Consider the following 18,724-nt stretch of genomic DNA (forward strand, 5'->3'; position numbering starts at 1 on the left):
TCTGGCCCGGCTACTTGATGCCGGAGAAACCGATGGAGTTGATGACCCGGCGGCCGAAGACGGCGTAGAGGATCACGATGGGCAGGGCCGCGACGAGGGACGCGGCCATGAGCCCGGCCCAGTCCGGCGCGCCCTGCGGCGTCTGCGAGCGGAAGACGCCCAGGGCCACGGTGAGCACCTTGGACTCCTCCGCCTGGCCCACCAGGAGCGGCCAGAAGTAGTCGTTCCAGGTGTTGATGAACGTGAGGATGCCGAGCGTGGTGACCGGCGCCGCCGAGATCGGCAGGATGATCCGGAAGAAGATGCGCCAGGGCCGGGCGCCGTCGATCATCGCCGCCTCGTCGATCTCCTTCGGGATGCCGAGGAAGAACTGCCGCATGAAGAAGATCGCGAACGGCGTCATGAACAGGCTCGGCAGCATGATCCCGGGCAGCGTGTTCAGCAGGCCCAGCGACTTGATCGTCAGGAAGTTCGGCAGCGAGGTGAAGATCGGCGGCACCAGGAGCGCCCCGAGGAAGACGGCGAACCAGGCGTCCCGCCCCGGCCAGCTGAGCCGGGCGAAGGCGTAGGCCGCCATCGAGGAGAACAGCACCTGGCCCACCGTCACGGCCGTGGCGACCACGAGCGAGTTGCGCAGGTAGAGCCAGAAGCTCAGCGACGCGCCCGAACCGCCCTCCGCGAGCGCCTCCTCGGGCGTGGCCAGGCCGAACACCCGCTTGAACGGGCCGAGCGTGAAGTCGGCGGGCAGCAGCGAGAAGGACTGGGCGGCGAGCGCCTGGTTGTCCGAGAACGCGGTGCGCAGCATCCAGTAGAACGGCAGCACGGTGGCCAGCACGAAGAACCACAGCACGATCCAGGCGAGCGCCCGGCCCCAGGTGATCCGTGTACGCATGTGCGCTCCCATCAGGAGAGGTCGGACTCGCCGGCGCGCAGCAGTCGCATCTGCGCGAAGGCCGCCCCGGCGAGGATGAGGAACAGGACCACGGACATGGCCGACGCGTAGCCGAAGTGTCCGCGGGCGAACGCCTGCTCGTAGATGTAGAGCTGGAGCACGCGAGAGGCGTTGCCGGGCCCGCCGGCGGTGGTCACGGCCACCGTGTCGAAGACCTGGAAGGCCCCGGTGACGGTGATGACCAGCACGAGCACGAGCACCGGGCGCAGCAGCGGCAGGGTGATGCGCCAGAAGGTGCGCCACTCCCCCGCGCCGTCGACGGCGGCGGCCTCGTAGACGCTCGCCGGGATCATCTGGAGGCCGGCGAAGACCAGGAGGGCGGTGTAGCCCAGGTGCCGCCAGGTGTTCACGCCCGCGATGGTCGCGACGGTCCACGCCTCGTCGCCGAAGAACGCGACCTTGGGCAGGCCGACGGCGTCGATCACGGCGTTGACGATGCCGATGTTGTAGTCGAGCATCCAGAACCACAGCAGGGCCACGACGACGTTGGCGATGAGGTACGGCAGCAGGAGGCTGCCGCGGATCAGCACCGACTTGGTGAGGCGGTGCATGAGCACCGCCAGCCCCACGGCGAGGACGGTCTGGAACCCGATGTTCAGCACCACGTACAGGAACGTGACGCGGACGGCGTTCCAGAAGACGTCGTCCTGGGCCATGTCGACGTAGTTCTGCAGGCCCACGAAGACGGGGCTGCCCAGCACGTTGTACTCGGTGAACGACAGGTAGGCGCCGCGCAGCGTCGGGTAGAGGTAGAAGACCAGGAACCCGAGGGCCGCGGGGGCGATCATGCCGAGGGCGGGCCAGAGCTGGTTGCGGGGGCGCCGGCGGGCGGGACCGGCCGACACTCCCCCGCCGCCGGTCCGGCCGGCGGGGCGGTCGAGGGCGGTCGTGGTCATGAGCGCCGTCCCTTCGTGATGGCCCAGACCCGCACGTCCTCGCCCGGCACGACGGCGCGCAGCCGGCCCGCGGCGTGGCTCTCCTGGCCGGTCCACAGCTCGGTGACGTCGTACCGGCCGCCGCTCAGTCCCAGGTCGCGCAGCGGCAGGTCGGCGGTGCGGGGCGTCGCGCCGTAGTTGAACGCGGCGACGTAGGTGGTCCCGTCGTCGTGCAGCACGAACGTGTCGGCGGCGGTGAAGGCGTCGGGTCCGGCCTGCACGGGGGCGAAGGACCGGCCGAGCTCGGCGAGGTGGTTGATGGCGGGGTTCTGCAGCAGGTCGCGGGCCCGCTGCTTGATCACCGGGTGGCCGGTGGCGGTGAGGTCCTCGCTGACCTGGTAGATCCCCGTGATGGCGGCGGAGGTGACGCGCGCCCGGTTCTGGCCCTCGGGCCAGATGCTCGGGTAGGGGTCGTCCAGCAGGTAGGCGTTCGCGTTGCCGTCGTACTCGTAGTTGCCGAACTGGACGTGGTCGCCGTCGTTGAAGGCGTAGACCTCGTCGAGCCACCAGCCGTAGGTCAGGGAGTTGAGCAGGTACTCGGTGCTCTTCTGGTAGCGGTCGGGCTGCGTGGGGTGCCAGTTGTTCAGGGCGCCGTGCACGTCGCAGGAGATGCGCCGGGCGTGGGCGAACTCGGAGGCGAACAGGGGCGAGATGGCCAGGTCGACGAACATGTCGTCGCCGACGACGTCGACCACCTGCGCCATGCCCTGGCGGAAGGCCTGCTGGCCGGTGTGCACGTCGGCGTCGTACCAGTCGTCGGCCTCGACGTAGCCGTGGGTCAGGAAGTCGAGCTTGACGTAGCGCACGCCGAGCTCGCGGAACGTGCCCAGCGCGATCTTGGCGCGGTTCTGCACGCCGGGGTTGGTCGGGTCGAGCGCCCAGGCGCCGTCGATGTTCACGGGGACGCCGTTCACCTTGAGCGCCATCTGGCGGTAGGTCTGGTTCTCGCAGGTGTCGCACAGCGCGGTCCCGCCGATGGGCTCGTCCAGGCCCTCGCGCCAGAAGTTGGCGAACGGCTGGAAGTACAGGGCCGGCTCCTGGCCGCGCGCCTCGACGTCGGTGACGTACTGCTCGAGCTCCGCCCAGGAGGTGTTCGGGTCCTCGAACGCGTACTCGGGGGCGAGCATCTTGTCCCAGTAGGAGTCGACGCCCACGTAGAGGCCCTTGGCCGAACCGGCGTTCCGGAACCCGGGGGTCTCCTCGGCCAGGAACTCCGAGACCTCGTCCATCACGGCGGCGTCGCCCCCGCGGGCGCCGAGGCCGCCCCAGCTGTTGAACCCGAAGGGCGTGCCCTCGTCCCAGGTGCGGGAGCGCGCGGCCTGCGCGGCGGCCTTGCCGAAGGTCTCCATGCCCTCGCGCCAGTCCGGGTACAGGCCCACGAACATGCGCGGGGAGCGCACCGTGGTGCCGCTGACCTCGGCGTGCGGCTTGAGCTCGCGGTTGAACTGGTACTTGTTCATGCCGTCGCCGTAGTCGTAGCCCCAGTCGGTCAGGCCGGCCGCGGCCTGCAGCCGGTCCAGGCCGCCGCGCGCGTTGCCGTCGGCCACCACGCCGGACTTCCACGTGTCGCGGTCCAGGGAGCCGACGACGAGGCCGCGGCGCGAGGTGTCGTCGATGAACGCGGTGACCTCGAAGCTGCGCCGGGCCGGCGTCACGTCCTTGATCGCCGGGGTCTCGTAGCGGACCCAGTGGTCGTTGTCGAAGGGCACGAGCACCATGCGGTTGTCGCCCGTGCGCCCGAGGTCGACCGAGCCGCGCCGGTCGGTCATGACCGGCACCATCATCGAGGTGGAGACCGGGCCGTCGGTGCCCGTCACGTCGAGCCGCACCGAGAACGAGTGGTCGCCGTCGAACACGAAGACCTGCCGGAGCGTGGGCAGCCCGGGCTTGGCGCAGGTGACCGTGGTGCGGGCGGTGAGCCGGCAGGCGCCGTCGTACTGCTTGGTGGTGACGAACTCGTCGCCCAGGCGCACGCCGCTGTAGAAGCCGGTCACGGCCTCACGGCCGCCCCAGCGGGCGTCGGCGGTACCGCTGGAGAGCGAGTAGTCGATGACGACGTCGCCGCCACGGAGCACCGTCCGGCTGCCGCCCGGCGTGGCGCGGGTGGGGTCGACGGGCACCGGGTCGGCCGCGTCGGGGTCGGTGAGCGTGTAGTCCTTCCTGGTCGCGCCGGCGACGTCGACCCGGTCGAGGTCGGGGCCGAGCGCACCGGCCGGGGCGCTGAACGTCAGGCTGTTCTCGCCCGCGTGCAGGGGCAGGTCCACCGTGGTGGTGCCGACGCGGTCCCAGCCGCCGGTCGAGGCGACCGGCACGGTGACCGTCGAGCCGCCGTCGGGCGTGATCGTGAGCGCACGCGAGTCGTCGCCGCTCAGGTAGTGCAGCGTCACCTCGTAGGTGCCGTCCTCGGGCGCGATGACGCCGGGGACCGTCGCCGTGGCGGACGGGTCGATGCTGCCGACCTTGCTCCCGCCCGAGCAGGTGGAGCAGCCGTTGCGGCTCGCGCCGTCGAGGACCACCTGGGTGGCCTCGGCCTCGATGGTGGCCCCGCTCGGATCGGCCGCGGTGGCCGCGGGAGCGGGCGCCGCCCCGAGGGTGACCACGACGCCGAGCGCCAGGCCGGCGGCGAGCCAGGCACGGTCGGCTCGCCCGACCTGGTCGGATGCGGATCTGACTGACATGAGTGCCCCTCCGGCGTCGTTGCTGGTGCGGACACTCAACCGTCTTTTTTTGTCACTGTCAATTAACTGCTGCGGTGATCACCGCCCCGTCAGGACGAGCTTCGTGATCGCCAGGAGCTCCCGCACGTAGTCGACGGGGATCTCGTACCACGGCGTGTCCGCGTGTGCGCGGGTGCTGCCGATTCCCGCTGCCTCGGCGATCTCGCCTGCCCGGAAGGCGTGGTAGTCGCTCGTGATGAAGGCCGTCGTGTAGTCCGCGTCGAAGCGCGCGTCCAGGAGACCCTTCGTGAGGACGAAGTTCTCGTAGGTGCTGGTCGACCGGTCTTCCCGGATGATCCGGTCTTCCGAGACCCCGTGCGAGACCAGGTACCGCTCCATCGCGAGTGCTTCGGTGACGGACTCCCCAGGCCCTTGACCTCCGGCGACGACGACGACGGCATCCGCGTTCGCGACGGAGTACCCGACCGCCACGTCCAGCCGGGAGCGGAGCGCCGGCGTCACCTCCTCGCCCCGCAGTCCGGCCCCGAGGACGACGACGGCATCCTCCTGGTGCGAGACGGTGTCCGTCCTGCCGAACGCGGCGAGGAACGCGAAGAGCAGGAGCATCAGTGCCGTGGCGGCCAGGACGAGCACCTGCACCCACCGGAAGGGGCCGTTCCGTGTGCCGGCCCCGGTCCGGTCCCGGTGGAGACCGTGGAGCAGGTAGAGGACGCCGATCACGAACGTCGCGATGACGCCGGAGTTGAGGCTGATCGTGAACGACACGACCAGGGCATCGAGGATCAGGGCCGCTCCGACGACGATCCAGAGCAGGTTCACGGCGGAACGATAGCGGAGGGACGACCCAGCACGAGCGTACGGGCGGGGTACGGAAAGCCGATTGTCGAGTCAGGTTTCTACCTTCATCAGTGTCGGAGGAGCCGCGAGTAACCCCCTCGAGAACCGGGACGGAAGAACCATGCGCAGACTGCTGAGCGGGATCGTGGCCTTCGTGACCGCTTTCTGGGGCCTGGCAGCCGTCGCGCCGGCAGCAGAGGCGGCCGAGGCGGCCCCCTTCTCGGTCCCCGGTCAGGAGATCGTGGTCGGCTGCGGAGACGCCGAGGCGGCGATCCAGGTCACCTGGGGGGCGGACGGCGTGTCGCTCCGGTACCGGTTGCACGACACCGCCGCGGACGGCCGGAGCCCGGTCCTGAAGATCTCCGCGGTGGCCGGGAACGGCGTGACCGCCGACCACGTCTTCGACGACGGCACGGTCACCCACGTCCGCACGGAAGGCGAGGGCTTCGGCTCCTGGTACGGCGAGAACGACTGGAACCCGGGGACCGTGGGTTCCATCAACCACCTGAGCATCAAGGTCTCCAACGGCACGACGGCCGAGGGCACCCTGTGCACGCGGTACGCGAACCTGTACAGCTGGTCCGGCCTCGCGCTCCAGAACGCGTTCGACAAGGAAGGCGCACCGTACTCCGGGACCGGCGGGGACGGCCCGGCCTACGACTGCTCGGGACTCGTGTACGCGTCCTACGACGAGGTGGCCGACTTCCCCGGGTGGCCGGTGCGCTCGTCGCAGGCGATGTACGACTGGGCCCGGACCCACACCGGCCAGGACAGGATCTACGCCCGGCAGGTGCCGTACTCCGAGCTCGAGGTGGGTGACCTGATCTTCTACGACGCCGACGGCACGTACGACGGCACCGTCACGCACGTCGCGTTCTACGCCGGCGACGGGACCGTCTTCGACGCCCACCAGGCCGGCACACCTGTCGGCCCGCACGCCGACTGGGTGAACTCCCGCGTGGGCGCGTACCGCATCCTCGGCGCCGTGGAGTGGTCCGACTGAGGCGCCGCAAGGCCTCCCGCCTCCGGACGGCGGGCCCCGGGTGCCTGCCGCCCGTGCGGTCGGCAGCCGCCGTCGATCGGTCCTCGCCTATGATCACGGCGTGCCGTCGTCCGATGTCGAGAGGGTCCAGGACTCAGCAGGTGATCTGCTCCGCCGGCATCGAGAGGCCGGCGGGCTGACCCAGCGCGAGCTCGCCGAGGCGTCCGGGGTGAGCCTCGCCTCGGTCCGGGACATCGAGCAGGGGCGCAGCCGCCGTCCCCGACGGGAGTCCGTCGCCGCCCTGATCGCTGCCCTCGCGCTCGTCGGCCCCGAGGCCGACCGACTTCGCGGGCGGTTCGACCAGACGCTCGTACGGTCCCGGTCCGGTGGCACGACGGCGGGTCCCGGAACCGTGCACATCGGTGTGCTCGGGCCGTTGCTGCTGCGTCGGGGCGACGTGCGGATCCCCCTGCGGTCCCGGATGCAGCAGGTGCTGCTCGCCGAGCTGGCAGTCGCAGCGGGGTCGCCCGTACCCCGCGAGGAGCTCGTGGCAGCGCTCTGGCCGGGCGAGAACCCGACCACGACAGCGGCCCTGAACATCCACCTCACCCGCCTGCGTCGCCTGCTGGAGGACTCCGACGACCGGCAGCCCGTCGTGGAGCAGGACCGCGCCGGCATCCGGCTCCTCGTCCCTGCCGACCAGCTCGACCTGCTCAGGTTCCGCAAGCTCGCCGGGCACGCGCAACGCTCAGGGGCGACGAGCGGCGCGAAGGAAGACCTCGCCGCTGCCGTCGCGCTGTGGCGCGGTGGTCCGGACCCGGACCTCGTGACGTCACCCGACCGGATCGCGGCGGTCGAGGAGGAGTACGTCGCGGCACTGCTGTCGTACGCGAGGATCACCCGTGAGCTCGGCGTGCCGGAGGACGCCGTCGTCCCGCTCACGGCCATGGCGCACCGTCGCCCGCTCGACGAGGTGGTCCAGGCGTCGCTGGTCCAGACGCTCGCCGCGGCGGGACGCCAGGCGGAGGCGTTCGGCCGGTACGAGTCCACGCGGCAGGCCCTCGCCGCCGAGCTCGGCGTGGACCCTGGGGAACGGCTGCGCACCGCGCACCTGGACGCGCTGCGGCAGCGCTGGACGGACGAGTCCACCGCCACGGCTCCGGTCCCCTGGCAGGTTCCTGCGGCTCCACCGCGCCTGGTGGGACGCACGGACGAGTGTTCCGGCATCACGGCGGCGCTCGACCGCGGTCCTGACGGCGGAAACGTGCCTGTCGTGGTCAGCGGCGCCGCGGGCATCGGGAAGACCGCGTTGTGCCTGTCCGTGGCGCACGAGCTGCACGACCGGTATCCCGACGGTCAGCTGTTCGCCGACCTGCAGGACGCCGCGGGTGTTCCCGTCCCGCCCCTGGAGATCCTGCAGCGGTTCCTGCGTGCCACGGGCCCCGGGACGCCGCCCGCGGACCTGCCCGAGGCGGCGTCGCTGTTCCGCAGCCGGCTCGCGGACCGGAAGATGCTGATCGTGCTCGACAACGCCCGGGACGCGGCCCAGGTACGCCCGCTCATCCCGGGCCTCGGCGACAGCGACGTGCTCGTGACCAGCAGAAGCCTGCTGCCCGAGCTCGACAGCGCCGTCCTGGTCCGCCTGGACGTGCTCGACCGCACCGACTCGGTCCGTCTGCTGGCAGCCGCGACGACGACGCCGGACGGGGACGACGCGGCGGTTCTCGACGAGCTGGCGCGCCTGTGCAGCGACCTCCCGCTCGCCCTGCAGATCACGGCCGCGCAGCTGCGGAGCCGGCGGCAGCTCGTGCCGGCAGACCTGGTCCATCGCCTCCAGGACGGGCAGGACCGTCTGGACCACCTCGCCGTGGGGACGTCGAGCCTCTGGAACAGCTTCGAGCTCAGCTACACGGAGCTCTCCCGCACGGCGCAGCGCGTGTTCCGGATGTCGTCGCTCCACCCCGGCATCGACTTCGGCACGGAGGCCACGGAGGTGCTGGTGGGCGACGGGACGGCCGCCCGCGCGCTGGACGAGCTGCTCGACGCGAACATGCTGACCGAGCACGCCGCCGACCGGTTCCGCAGCCACGACCTGCTGCGGCTGTTCGCCCGGCGCAAGCTCACCACGGGCGACCGCGTTCCCGAGGCCGAGAGCCGCCTCCGGCACTGGTACCTCGACCGGGCCACCGCTGCCGTCGACTGGATCCACCCGCACCTGCTCCGGCTGACCGGCCACCCGGACCGCACCGCGGTGTTCGGCGACGAGGACGCCGCCATGAGATGGATGGATCTGGAGTACCCGTCGATGCTGGCCCTGGCGACCACGTCGGCCGACGACCCCGATCGCGGGCCCGACGTCTGGCGGCTCGTCGACCAGCTCCGCGGGTACCTCCTGCTCCGCCGGTTCGACAGCTGGGAGCACCTGGCCGAAGCCGGCCTCGGGGCGGCCGTCCGTACCGGCGACGACCGGGCACGCGCGGCGATGTACATCTCCCGCAGCTACGCCCACTGGGCCCACGGACGCATCGACGACTCGCACGCGGACACCGTCCACGCGACCCGCCTCGCCGAGCTCTGCGGCTGGACCGACGCCGTCGCCTACCTGGCGCACAACGTGGGCTGGGAGCACTACGAGGCCGGCCGGCTCGTCGAGGCCGCGGCCTGTTTCGACCAGACGCTGTCCCAGACCGAGCCCGAGAGCCAGACCCGCGCCCTCGCCCTGAACGGGCTCGGCATGACCTACCTGGAACAGGGCGAGCTCGCCCGTTCCGCGGACTCGTTCCGTGCCGCGCTGCGCATCAGCGAGGGCAACAAGCGCGAGGTGGCCGACCTGACGATCCGTGGCAACCTCGCCAGCGCGCTGCGGCTCCTCGGCGACACCGGGACCGCGGAAGCCCAGCTCGACGACGTCCTCCACGGATTCCGCCGACGCGGCCACACCCGCGGGGAGCTCTCCACGCTGGACGAGCTCGGCAGGCTCCTCGCCCAGACCGGCCGGCCCGACGAAGCGGTCGAGACCGCCCGCGAGGCACACGCCGCCGCGTCCCGGCTGAACGACCCCAGGGCACAGGTCATCACCGGTGACGGCCTGGGCATGAGCCTCCTGGCGAGCGGGCACACCGCCGAGGCGGCAGCCACCCTGACCGACACCGCAGCGCTCGCGACCGCTCACGGCTACCGGTCGTGGGAGGCCCGGGCACGTGCCCACCTGGCGAGTGCGCACCTTCAGCTGGGCAACGCCCAGGAGGCGACGGACGAAGCCGCGCGCGCTGCCATCCTCGCGGAGGCGTGTGACGCGACGCCCGTCGTCGTCGAAGCACGGCGGGTGCAGGGACTGGCAGCCGTTCAGAAGCACGCCTGACCCGAGCGGCTACGGCCTCTTGTCGTCGCCGGGAGCGTCGTCCTCGGAGGCAGCAGTGCCCCGCACCATCGCGAACACCGGGAAGAACGCCACACCGAGCGCGATGCCGATCGCGAGGTTGTCCAGCGCGATGCCGAGCGCCACCCCGATGCACAGGCCGACGGCGACGCCGGCGCCCCAGCTCCAGCCGGTGGTCGATGTGGCGTCGTCCCCGCCCTGGTCGTCCGGTCCGGTGTGTGCCATGTCCCCAACGTAGGCAGTCGCAGCACGCACGTCCTCCCCCCGAGGTCTGATCTTGCGCCGGGCCGTCCCCCTGGGGGCCTACTTCGTCGGCGAGCCGTCCCGCAGCCGCACGGCCAGCCCGCTCGCCCGCCGCGCCCGCCGGACCACCGCCGCCCGCACCGCCTCCGGCGTGCCGACCACCCGCACCCGGCGCCGCGCCCGGGTCACCGCGGTGTAGAACAGCTCGCGCGTGAGCAGGGGCGACGTCTCGTCCGGCAGCAGCACCGTCACGGTCTCGGCCTGGCTGCCCTGGCTCTTGTGCACGGTCATGGCGTGCAGCGTCTCGACGTCCCCCAGCCGGGAGACCCCGAACGACGCGCCGCCGCTGATGTGGGCGCGCAGGTTCTCGCCGTCGGCGACCACCACCCCGGTGTCGCCGTTGAACAGGCCCAGGCCGTAGTCGTTCGCGGTGATCAGCACCGGCCGCCCCGCGTACCACTCGGAGCCCACCGCGGCGCCGAGATAGGCACCGGAGGCCTCGCCGAGCCGGCGCTCGACCAGCCGGTTCCAGTGCGCCGCGCCCCACGGGCCCTCCCGGTGGGCGCACAGCAGGCGGTGCCGCTCGGCCAGCTCGACCGCCCCGGCGGCGTCCCCGGCCAGCGCCAGGCCCCGCACGGCGAGCGCGTACCGGGTCAGCTCGTCCTGGAGGCCGGCCAGCGCCGCCGCGTCGTCGGGGTGCACGAGCTCCACGACGCCGTCGCCCGCCGTCAGCGCCGCGAGCACCGCCTCCGGGTCACCGTCCTGGATCGCGGCGGCCAGGCCCGTGATCGCCGCGCTCTCCGACCGGTGGTCGGCGAGCAGGGCCGTCACGACGCCGTCGGCGCGCTCCCCCAGGCCGGCCACCAGGTCGGCGAGCACGGCGCCGGCCTCGACGGACGCGAGCTGGTCGGGATCGCCCACGAGCACGAGCCGGGCGTCGGGGCGCACGGCCTCCAGCAGCCGGGCCATGAGCGTGAGCGAGACCATGGACGTCTCGTCGACCACCACGACGTCGTGCGGCAGGCGGTTGGAGCGGTCGTGCCGGAACCGGGTGCCCGACCCGGGCCGCCAGCCCAGCAGCCGGTGCAGGGTACCCGCCTGGAGGCCGTCGAGCCGGCGCCGGTCGTCGTCGATGAACTGCGGCCGCCCGGGCTCCGGGACGGCACCGAGCGACTCGGCCACCGCCTCCTGCATCCGGGCGGCCGCCTTGCCGGTCGGCGCGGCGAGCGCGATGCGCAGGCGACGTCCGCCGGCGTGCTCGGCCTGCTCCGCCAGCAGGGCGAGCAGGCCGGCGACCGTCGTCGTCTTGCCGCGGCCCGGGCCGCCGGTGAGCACGGTGGTCAGGCGACGCGCGGTGGACAGCGCGGCCACGCGCTGCTCGGCGTACGCGTCGCCGGGGAACAGCCGCGCCGCGCTGTCCTCCAGGAGGGCGTCGTCGACGGCGGGGGCGGGCGCCACCAGCCGGGCGGCGAGGTCGTCGCGCACCTGCCGCTCCTCGCGCCAGTAGCGGTCGAGGTAGAGCAGGCCGAGGTCGGCCCGCACCACCGACCGCTCGGCCAGCGGGCCGGCGGCGACCCGGTCGAGCCAGCCGTCGGCCGCGGGCCAGGGCAGCGCCACCTCGTCGGACCCGTCGCCGAACCCGCCCAGGTCCACGCACACCGACCCCTGCCGAACCGCGCGCACCGCGAGCGCGACGGCGAGCCGCACGGCCTCGTCGTCCTCGCCGACGACGTCGGCCGTGCGGCGCGCGACGTGCACGTCGGCGGCGGTGAGCACACCGGCGTCGTTGAAGGCGCGCAGCAGCCCGGTCGCGCCGAGCGCCCGGCGGGCGTCGTGGGGGTCGTCGCTGGTCCAGCGCTCGATCGACGGCGTCATGCGGCCTCCGGGTCCGCGAGACCGGCGAGCAGGTCCGACAGCCCGACCAGCAGCGCCGGCGGCGGCTGCCACGCGAACACGCCCGCGGGGCTGCCGCCGGAGTCCGGGGTGTCCGGCCCGGCCATGCCCCGCACGAAGAGGTAGAGCACCCCGCCCAGGTGGGTGCCGGGGTCGTAGCCGGGCAGCCGCCAGCGCAGGTAGCGGTGCAGCACCGCGCCGTACAGCAGGGCCTGCAGCGGGTAGTGCGAGTGCAGCATGGCCTCGGCCATCCGGTCGCGCGAGTAGTCGGCGACGGCGGGGCCGAGAAAGTTCGTCTTGTAGTCGACGACGACGAACCGCCCGGTCGGCAGCCGCAGGACGACGTCGATCGAGCCGGTGAGGTAGCCGCGCAGCGTCTGGTCCCCCAGCGCGGGCTGTTCGAGCCGGTCGGCGTAGGCGGCGAGCGGGTCGTCGGCGGGCAGGTGCGCGCGCAGCAGCGGGGCGAGGTCACCCAGCCGCGGCTCGGCGCGGCCGGGGGCGCGGCCGACGTCGCCGAGGTCACCGCCGCTCAGCGGCAGCTCGAACGTCAGCTCGCGGAGCCGGTCCGCCCGGCCGATCTCGCCCAGCGTCAGGCCACCGGCCAGCGGGCCGAGCGGCGTGCGGTGCAGCGGCAGGAGGCCGTCGGCGAGCGCCGCCGGGTCGGCCGGCACGGGCCACCAGCGCAGCTGGTCGATGACGTGCTCCAGCAGCTCGGCGCGCAGGTCGGGCGCGAACGGGTCGGCGTGCTCCAGCACCGCGTGCACCAGGGACCCGAACGTGGCGCCCGTGGGCAGGTCGGCCAGGGGCGACGCCGCGGCGGCGTCGGGCGCGGCCGGCTCGTCGGCGTCGGTCTCGGGAGCGGCCGGCTCGTCGTCCGTCCCGGCGGCCTCGGGTTCGCTGCCCACCCCCGCGCCGGGACCAGCACCCGCGGCGTCCTCACCGGCCGCGACGAGGCCGCTGTAGGAGGTGCGTCGCCACGTGGTGTCGACGGCGCGGTCGAAGGTCCGCGCCTCGTACGGCGCGTTGCGGTCCGCGGGGACGGGGGCGGACGCCGCGGCGGGCACGGCGACCTCGGCCGCGGGTCCGCCCAGCTCCTGGAGGAGCCCCAGCACCCGCGTGACGTAGGCGTCGTCCTTGACGGGCTGCGTGCCCGGCACCCGCCGCGTGCCGGGGGTGCGGCCGAACAGGAGGCGGTGCAGCCCGCTGGTCGGGGTGCTCGACGTCGGCGCCCACCACGCCACGACCTGCGACTGCGCGCGGGTCAGGGCCACGTAGAGCTTGCGGAGCTCCTCGCCGTCCTCCTCCGCGCGGTGCGTGGCGCAGCGGGCGTCCCACTGCGCGCCGGAGCCGGAGACGTCGATCGTCCGCGCGCCGTGCTCGTCGTGGTAGAGCGCGACCTCGACCGGGCGCGCGTAGTTGTCGTAGCCGAACGGCAGGTAGACCACCGGGTACTGCAGGCCCTTGCTGCCGTGCACGGTGACGATCTGCACGGCGGCGGCGTCGGAGTCCAGGCGGCGTGGCCGCTCGGCCGTGCCCGTGCGGCGCCGCTCGTCGCGGAACCAGGCCAGCAGCGCGGTCAGGCCGAGCGACTCGGTGACGCTCACCTCGTGGAGCAGCTGCCCCAGGTGGCGGACGTCGGTCAGCAGCCGCTCGCCCTCGGCCCGGGCCAGCACCCGGCTGCTCAGCCCGCGCTCCTCGGCGGCCTCCAGGAGGGCGGCCACGCCGCGGTGGCGGAGCAGGAGCGCCCAGCCGCGCAGCGTGTCGGCGTCGCGGGCGGTCAGGGCCTCGCCACCCGCGTCGAGGTCGGCGGCCGTGCGGCCGAGGAACGGCGTGAGGGCGGCGGCCCGCACCAGGCCCGAGCGGTGCGGGGACTCCAGCGCCTCCAGCAGCGTCAGCCACTCGTCGGCGGCCGGCGTCTCGAACACGTCGCCGCCGGGCATGACGGCCGCGACGCCACGCGCGGCGAGCGCGTCCTGCACGAGCCGGCCGTGCGTCCGCGCCGAGACGAGGACGGCGACGTCGCCGGGCACCAGCGGGCGCCCGTCCCACGTCGCGCCCGAGGCGAGCAGGCCGGCGACGTCGGCGGCGAGGTCCGTCGCGACGTGCTCGCGCGCCGGGGCGGCCTTGACGAGGCCCTTGTACTGGGGCAGCCCGTCGCGCAGCACCTGCCGCAGCCGGAACGGCGCCGGGTGCGGCGCGCCGGCCAGTCGGCTGCCCCCGCCCTCCGCCGTGACCCGGTGCACCACGATCTCGTCGTGGCCGAGCGCCGCGTTGCCCAGCAGCACTCCCAGGGTGTCGACCAGCGGCGCGTCCGAGCGCCAGTTGCTGCCCAGCGTCGCGCGGGTGGTCGCGCCCCGGGCGGCGTCGAGGTAGGCGACGACGTCGCCGCCGCGGAAGGCGTAGATGGCCTGCTTGGGGTCGCCGACCAGCACCATGGCCTGCGTCGGTGCCGCATGTGCCGCTGGCTGCGCCCCCTGCTGCCCGGCGCCGAACGCCCGCTCCAGCACCTGCCACTGCACGGGGTCGGTGTCCTGGAACTCGTCGACCAGCACCACCTTCCAGCGCTCGCGCATGCGCGCGCCGACGGCGGCGCCGCCGTCGGCCGACGCCGGGTCCAGGGCGTCGGCGAGCCGGCCGAGCAGGTCGTCGTAGGACAGGATGCCGAGACGCCGCTTGCGCCGCTCCATCTCGGTGCGCACCGCGCGGGCGAAGGAGACGCGCGCCGAGCCGACGGCGTCGTCCGGGTCCGCGTCGGCGAGCGCCGCGCGCGGGTCCTCGACGGCTGCCGTGGCGACCTTGAGGGCGCAGGCCCGGTCGAACGGTGGCGGCTCGGGGTCGCTGCCGTACTGGTGCAGGTAGAGGTCGTCGACCACCTCGACGGTGAGCTCGGTCAGGGACTCGACCAGCTCGGCACCGGGCTCGGTGTCCCCGGCGACGCCGAGCGAGCGGAGCACGAGCTGGCAGAACTGGTGGATCGTCGCGATGGTGGCGTGGTCGAACGCGGCCAGGGCGTCGGCCAGCCGCCGGTGCCGGAGGGCCCGCTCGGCGTCGTCGGCGTCGAGCAGCGCCTCCAGGACGGCGTCCACCGGGCCGGTGTCGCGGCCTGCCAGGGCCGCGGCGAAGGTGCGCTCGGCCCGGAGCAGGGCGCCGCGCACCCGGTCGCGCAGCTCCTGGGTCGCGGCACGGCCGAAGGTCACCACGAGCATCTGGTCGAGCGGCACCACGCCCTCGGCGACGTAGCGGGTCACGAGCGCGCCGATCGCGAAGGTCTTGCCGGTGCCCGCGCTGGCCTCCAGCAGCGCCGTGTCGCGGGGCAGCGGCCCGGCCAGGTCGAAGACACCGTCGAAGCCGTCCATCACTCGCTGAACCTCTCGCTCTCCAGCAGCGGGCTCCAGACGCGCATCGCCAGCGCGCCGAAGCGGGTGGTCTCCCCGGGGTGCTCCTCGCCGGGGCGCGGCTCCTGGTCGGTCCCGGGCAGCGGGGCGCCCGCACCATGGACGCGCACGTGCTCGGGTGCGGCGCCCTCGCCGTCGAGGCGTCCGCCCGGCCCCCGCTGCCCGGTCCAGGTCTGCCCGGCGCGGAACCGCGCGTCGGCGGGATCGGTGCGGCTCCGGCGTGCCTCGGCGTAGAGCACCGACGCCTTGACCGGCAGGGGCAGCGGCTCGGTGAGCCCGCGGTCGCGCAGCGCGACGAGGTCACGCAGCAGGTCGACGGCCGTGTGGTCCAGCGGTCCCAGCCGCGACCCCTGCCATGTGCTGCGCGACCGCGGGTTGGCCGGCCGGCCGAGCGCGTAGGCGACCCAGGGGCGGTCGTCGTCGGACGCCGCGAGCGTCAGCAGCCGGATCCAGGCCTGCAGGCGCTGCCGGCCGCCGAGCCGGGCGTACGACACCGCGACCAGGCGGTCGCCGTGCACGCCGGGCACGGAGCCGCGCAGGCTGCGCCCGTCGCCCAGGTCGACGTCGACGTCCACGACGCGTGCGGGGCTCGCCCGCAGCCCGCGCGCGGCGTCGGCGAGCGGGCCCACCTCGTCGGCGACGCGGACCAGGGGGCGCCAGCCCAGGCGGCCGGGCGGGAGCTGTCCGCGGCGCCACTCCTTCTGCACGGCGACCTCCAGCGTCGTGCCGTGCAGCACGTCCCGCAGCACGCGCTCCCCCACGGCCCAGCGGCCCAGGCCGTCGAGCTCGACGGGCAGACCGTCGTCGAGGGGTTCCTCGTCCCAGGGGCGGCCGACGTCAAGGCGCTGGACGAGGAACCCGCGCGCGGGCGAGCGGTAGAACGCGAGCAGGTCGTCGAGGGCGACGACGCCGTCGTCGGCCATCCCTGGCGCGGGCGGCGCCGGCGGATCCAGCGGTGCGGCGAGGAAGGGCCCGGCGGGAGTGCGCGGCCCGGCCGCGGCGCGCGCCCCGGCCAGGGCCGCGGGGTCGAACGTGAAGGCGGTGCCGGGCACGAGCGCGCCCGCTTCGACGGTGCGCCGGTCGAACGGCTGCAGCGGGTGGCGCACGGTCACGGCCTTGGACACCGGGCGGCCGTCGGGCGTGCGCGCCGTCTCGTCGAGGGCGTCGAGCAGCTCGCCCAGCGGCACCGCGGGCGGGCGTTCCTGGCCCGAGTACTCGTCGGCGCCGCTGTACGTCACCACGAGGGTATCGGTGGCGGCGAGGACCGCGTCGAGGAACAGCTGCCGGTCCTCGCTGCGCGGGTCGCGCTCGCCCGTCCTCGGCTCGCGGGCCAGCACGTCGTCGCCGTCGGTGATGCCCACGCGCGGGAAGACGCCGTCGTCGAGCCCCAGCAGGGCGATGACGCGGTGCGGCACCGACCGCATCGGCACGAGCGTGGCCACGGTGAGCGTGCCGGTGCGGAAGTTGGCGCGGGTCGGGCGGCCGGCCACGCGGTCGGCGAGCAGCGCGCGCACGTCCGGCAACCGCAGGGGCACCGCCGGGTCGGGCGCGTCGGCGCGCACGCGGGCCAGCTCGCGCCGCACCTGGGTGAGCTGCCACGCGTCGGTGGCCGGCACGGTGGTGAGTGCCGCGACGCCGTCCTCCAGCGCCGTCAGCCAGTGCTCCAGCGGGTGCCCGCCCACGAGCGCGTCGGTGACGCCCCGGAGCCGCTCCACGAGCTCGGTCAGCCGGCCGGCCAGCTCGACCTGCCCGCTGCCGACGTCGTCCAGCGGCAGGACGCGCTCCAGCCAGGTGCCCGTGTCGTCCGACATCGCGACCCCGGCCAGCAGCCGGTCCAGGCCCTCCTGCCAGGTGCCGGACCCGTAGCCGGCCAGGCCGAAGTCGGCGCGGTGCCCGGCGTCGAACCCCCACCGCACCCCGGTCTCGCGCGCCCAGCGGGCGAGCTGTTCGAGGTCGTCGTCGCGGAACCCGAATCGGCGGCGCACGGGCCCGGCGTGAGCCAGGTCCACGACGTCGCCGACGCCCGCCCGGCCGCCGGCGAGGTCCAGCAGGCGCAGCACGACCGCGAGCAGCGGGTTGGTCCGGTCCAGCGCCCGGTCGGCGAGCCGCACCCGCAGGCCGTGCGCGGGGTGGCCGTTCGGCCCGACGACGTCGGCCAGCCCGAAGGCGGCGGTGACCAGGGGCGCGTAGGTCTCGATGTCGGGGCACATGACGAGCACGTCGCGCGGCTCGAGCGCCGGGTCGTCGGCGAGCAGGCCGAGCAGCACGTCGCGCAGCACCTCGACCTGCCGGGCCGGGCCGTGGCAGGCGTGCACCTGGACCGACCGGTCGGCGGGGTCCAGGAGGCGTGCGCCGGCATCGCCCACGGCGTCGGCCCGCAGGTCGTGCTGCAGCATCCGCAGCAGGGTCGACGGCGGTTCCTTCTCGCCGGCAGTGGCGCCGTCGCTGCCGCCGCCGTCGTCCGCCATGACGACGGGCTCGTCGCGCAGCTCGATCGCGGACAGCGTGCGCTGCAGCTCGCGCGTGTCACGGCCGAGCGTGGCCAGGAGCCGGTGTCCGACGCGCTCGTGGGACCGGTCCTGCGCCCGGTCGACGGGGCCGCCGAGGTCCTTGAGCGCCGACCACAGCGGCGCGGAGGGGTGCGGCAGCCACAGGTGCACGTCGCGGTGCGCGCCGAGCGCGCCGACCAGCTCCACCTCGCTCACGGCCAGGCGGGTGTGGCCGAACAGGGACACGCGCGGGGGCAGGTCGAAGCCGCCGGGCTCGGCACGCAGCCGCTCGACGACGGCGGCGTGCCGCACGTGCGGCGGTTCGGCGTCGACCCGCTCGGCCAGGGCGCGCCACAGCGGCGGCTGCCACGCGAGGTCGGCCGGGACCGCGCGCCCGCACCCGTCGGTGTCGCGGCCCGCGGCCCAGTCCGCGACCAGCGCCGGGCGCTGTGCGGCGTAGCCCGCCAGCAGCCGCGCCAGCCGCCGGGCGACGGACAGCCGCCGACCGCGCCGCAGGTCACCCTCCTCGCCCGGCATCCCGTGCCCGAGGTGCTGGGCGAGCAGCGCCGCCCACGGTTCGTCGAGGCTCGCGTCGATCGCCGCCAGCAGCGGCCAGGTCAGCGCGTCCGGCGCCCACGGGTCGTCGTCGCGCGTGCCCGTGACCTCGGCGAACAGCGAGCCCGGCGACCGCAGGTCCACGCCCGCGCACACGCCGTCGTCCTGCCCGGGGACCGCGCCGAGGCGGTGGCTGAGACGCTGCGCGAGCCACCGCTCGACGCCCCGGGCGGGCACCACCACGACCTCGGTCGCGAACGGGTCCACCAGGGGTGTGGCCAGCAGGTCCCCCAGCGCCTCCGCGAGCAGGTCCGTGCGCGGAGCTCGATGCAGGACGACCGCCATCACGCCAACGTATAGCTCAGGGCGCGCTTTGGAGCGCAGGG

Annotated in this window: 10 protein-coding genes; 2 read left to right on the plus strand and 8 right to left on the minus strand. The window is 74.3% G+C overall.

Features of this window, described 5'->3' with window-relative positions; genetic code table 11:
• Positions 1 to 10: 10 nt before the first annotated feature.
• The 4 genes from ACIPN7_RS12465 to ACIPN7_RS12480 form a co-directional block, all read right to left on the minus strand.
• On the minus strand, positions 11 to 892 hold the full coding sequence (locus ACIPN7_RS12465; RefSeq protein WP_400542049.1) for a carbohydrate ABC transporter permease: 882 nt from the start codon (positions 890 to 892) through the stop codon (positions 11 to 13).
• An 11-nt stretch (positions 893 to 903) separates the two neighbouring features.
• Entirely contained in the window at positions 904 to 1,848 is a 945-nt protein-coding gene (locus ACIPN7_RS12470) for a carbohydrate ABC transporter permease (RefSeq protein ID WP_400542052.1), read from the minus strand.
• A complete protein-coding gene (locus ACIPN7_RS12475) occupies positions 1,845 to 4,565 on the minus strand; it encodes a hypothetical protein (RefSeq protein WP_400542055.1) in 2,721 nt (906 codons plus the stop codon). The genes ACIPN7_RS12470 and ACIPN7_RS12475 overlap by 4 nt, the downstream gene beginning before the upstream one ends.
• A 78-nt stretch (positions 4,566 to 4,643) precedes the next feature.
• On the minus strand, positions 4,644 to 5,384 hold the full coding sequence (locus tag ACIPN7_RS12480; protein ID WP_400542058.1) for a YdcF family protein: 741 nt from the start codon (positions 5,382 to 5,384) through the stop codon (positions 4,644 to 4,646).
• A 139-nt stretch (positions 5,385 to 5,523) separates the two neighbouring features.
• Here ACIPN7_RS12480 and ACIPN7_RS12485 point away from each other — a divergent pair, with 139 nt between their 5' ends.
• Together ACIPN7_RS12485 and ACIPN7_RS12490 are read left to right on the plus strand one after the other, a co-directional pair.
• Positions 5,524 to 6,405, plus strand: a complete 882-nt coding sequence (locus tag ACIPN7_RS12485; RefSeq protein ID WP_400542060.1) for a C40 family peptidase — start codon at positions 5,524 to 5,526, stop codon at positions 6,403 to 6,405.
• A gap of 100 nt (positions 6,406 to 6,505) precedes the next feature.
• On the plus strand, positions 6,506 to 9,745 hold the full coding sequence (locus ACIPN7_RS12490) for a BTAD domain-containing putative transcriptional regulator (protein WP_400542063.1): 3,240 nt from the start codon (positions 6,506 to 6,508) through the stop codon (positions 9,743 to 9,745).
• 9 nt (positions 9,746 to 9,754) lie between these two features.
• On the opposite strand, the gene ACIPN7_RS12495 is transcribed toward ACIPN7_RS12490, so the two are convergent.
• The 4 genes from ACIPN7_RS12495 to recC form a co-directional block, all read right to left on the minus strand.
• A complete protein-coding gene (locus ACIPN7_RS12495) occupies positions 9,755 to 9,988 on the minus strand; it encodes a hypothetical protein (RefSeq protein ID WP_400542065.1) in 234 nt (77 codons plus the stop codon).
• 78 nt (positions 9,989 to 10,066) lie between these two features.
• Positions 10,067 to 11,881 carry an exodeoxyribonuclease V subunit alpha gene (gene recD, locus ACIPN7_RS12500; RefSeq protein ID WP_400542067.1) on the minus strand — a complete coding sequence of 605 codons (1,815 nt, stop codon included), beginning with the start codon at positions 11,879 to 11,881 and terminating at the stop codon, positions 10,067 to 10,069.
• A complete protein-coding gene (locus ACIPN7_RS12505) occupies positions 11,878 to 15,255 on the minus strand; it encodes a UvrD-helicase domain-containing protein (protein WP_400542070.1) in 3,378 nt (1,125 codons plus the stop codon). The genes recD and ACIPN7_RS12505 overlap by 4 nt, the downstream gene beginning before the upstream one ends.
• Positions 15,255 to 18,683 (minus strand): exodeoxyribonuclease V subunit gamma, encoded by a 3,429-nt coding sequence (gene recC, locus ACIPN7_RS12510; RefSeq protein WP_400542072.1) that lies wholly within the window; start codon positions 18,681 to 18,683, stop codon positions 15,255 to 15,257. Before recC ends, ACIPN7_RS12505 begins: the two co-directional genes overlap by 1 nt.
• Between the last annotated feature and the right edge of the window lie 41 nt (positions 18,684 to 18,724).

Source organism: Promicromonospora sp. NPDC090134 (assembly GCF_044746965.1).
Taxonomy (GTDB): domain Bacteria; phylum Actinomycetota; class Actinomycetes; order Actinomycetales; family Cellulomonadaceae; genus Promicromonospora.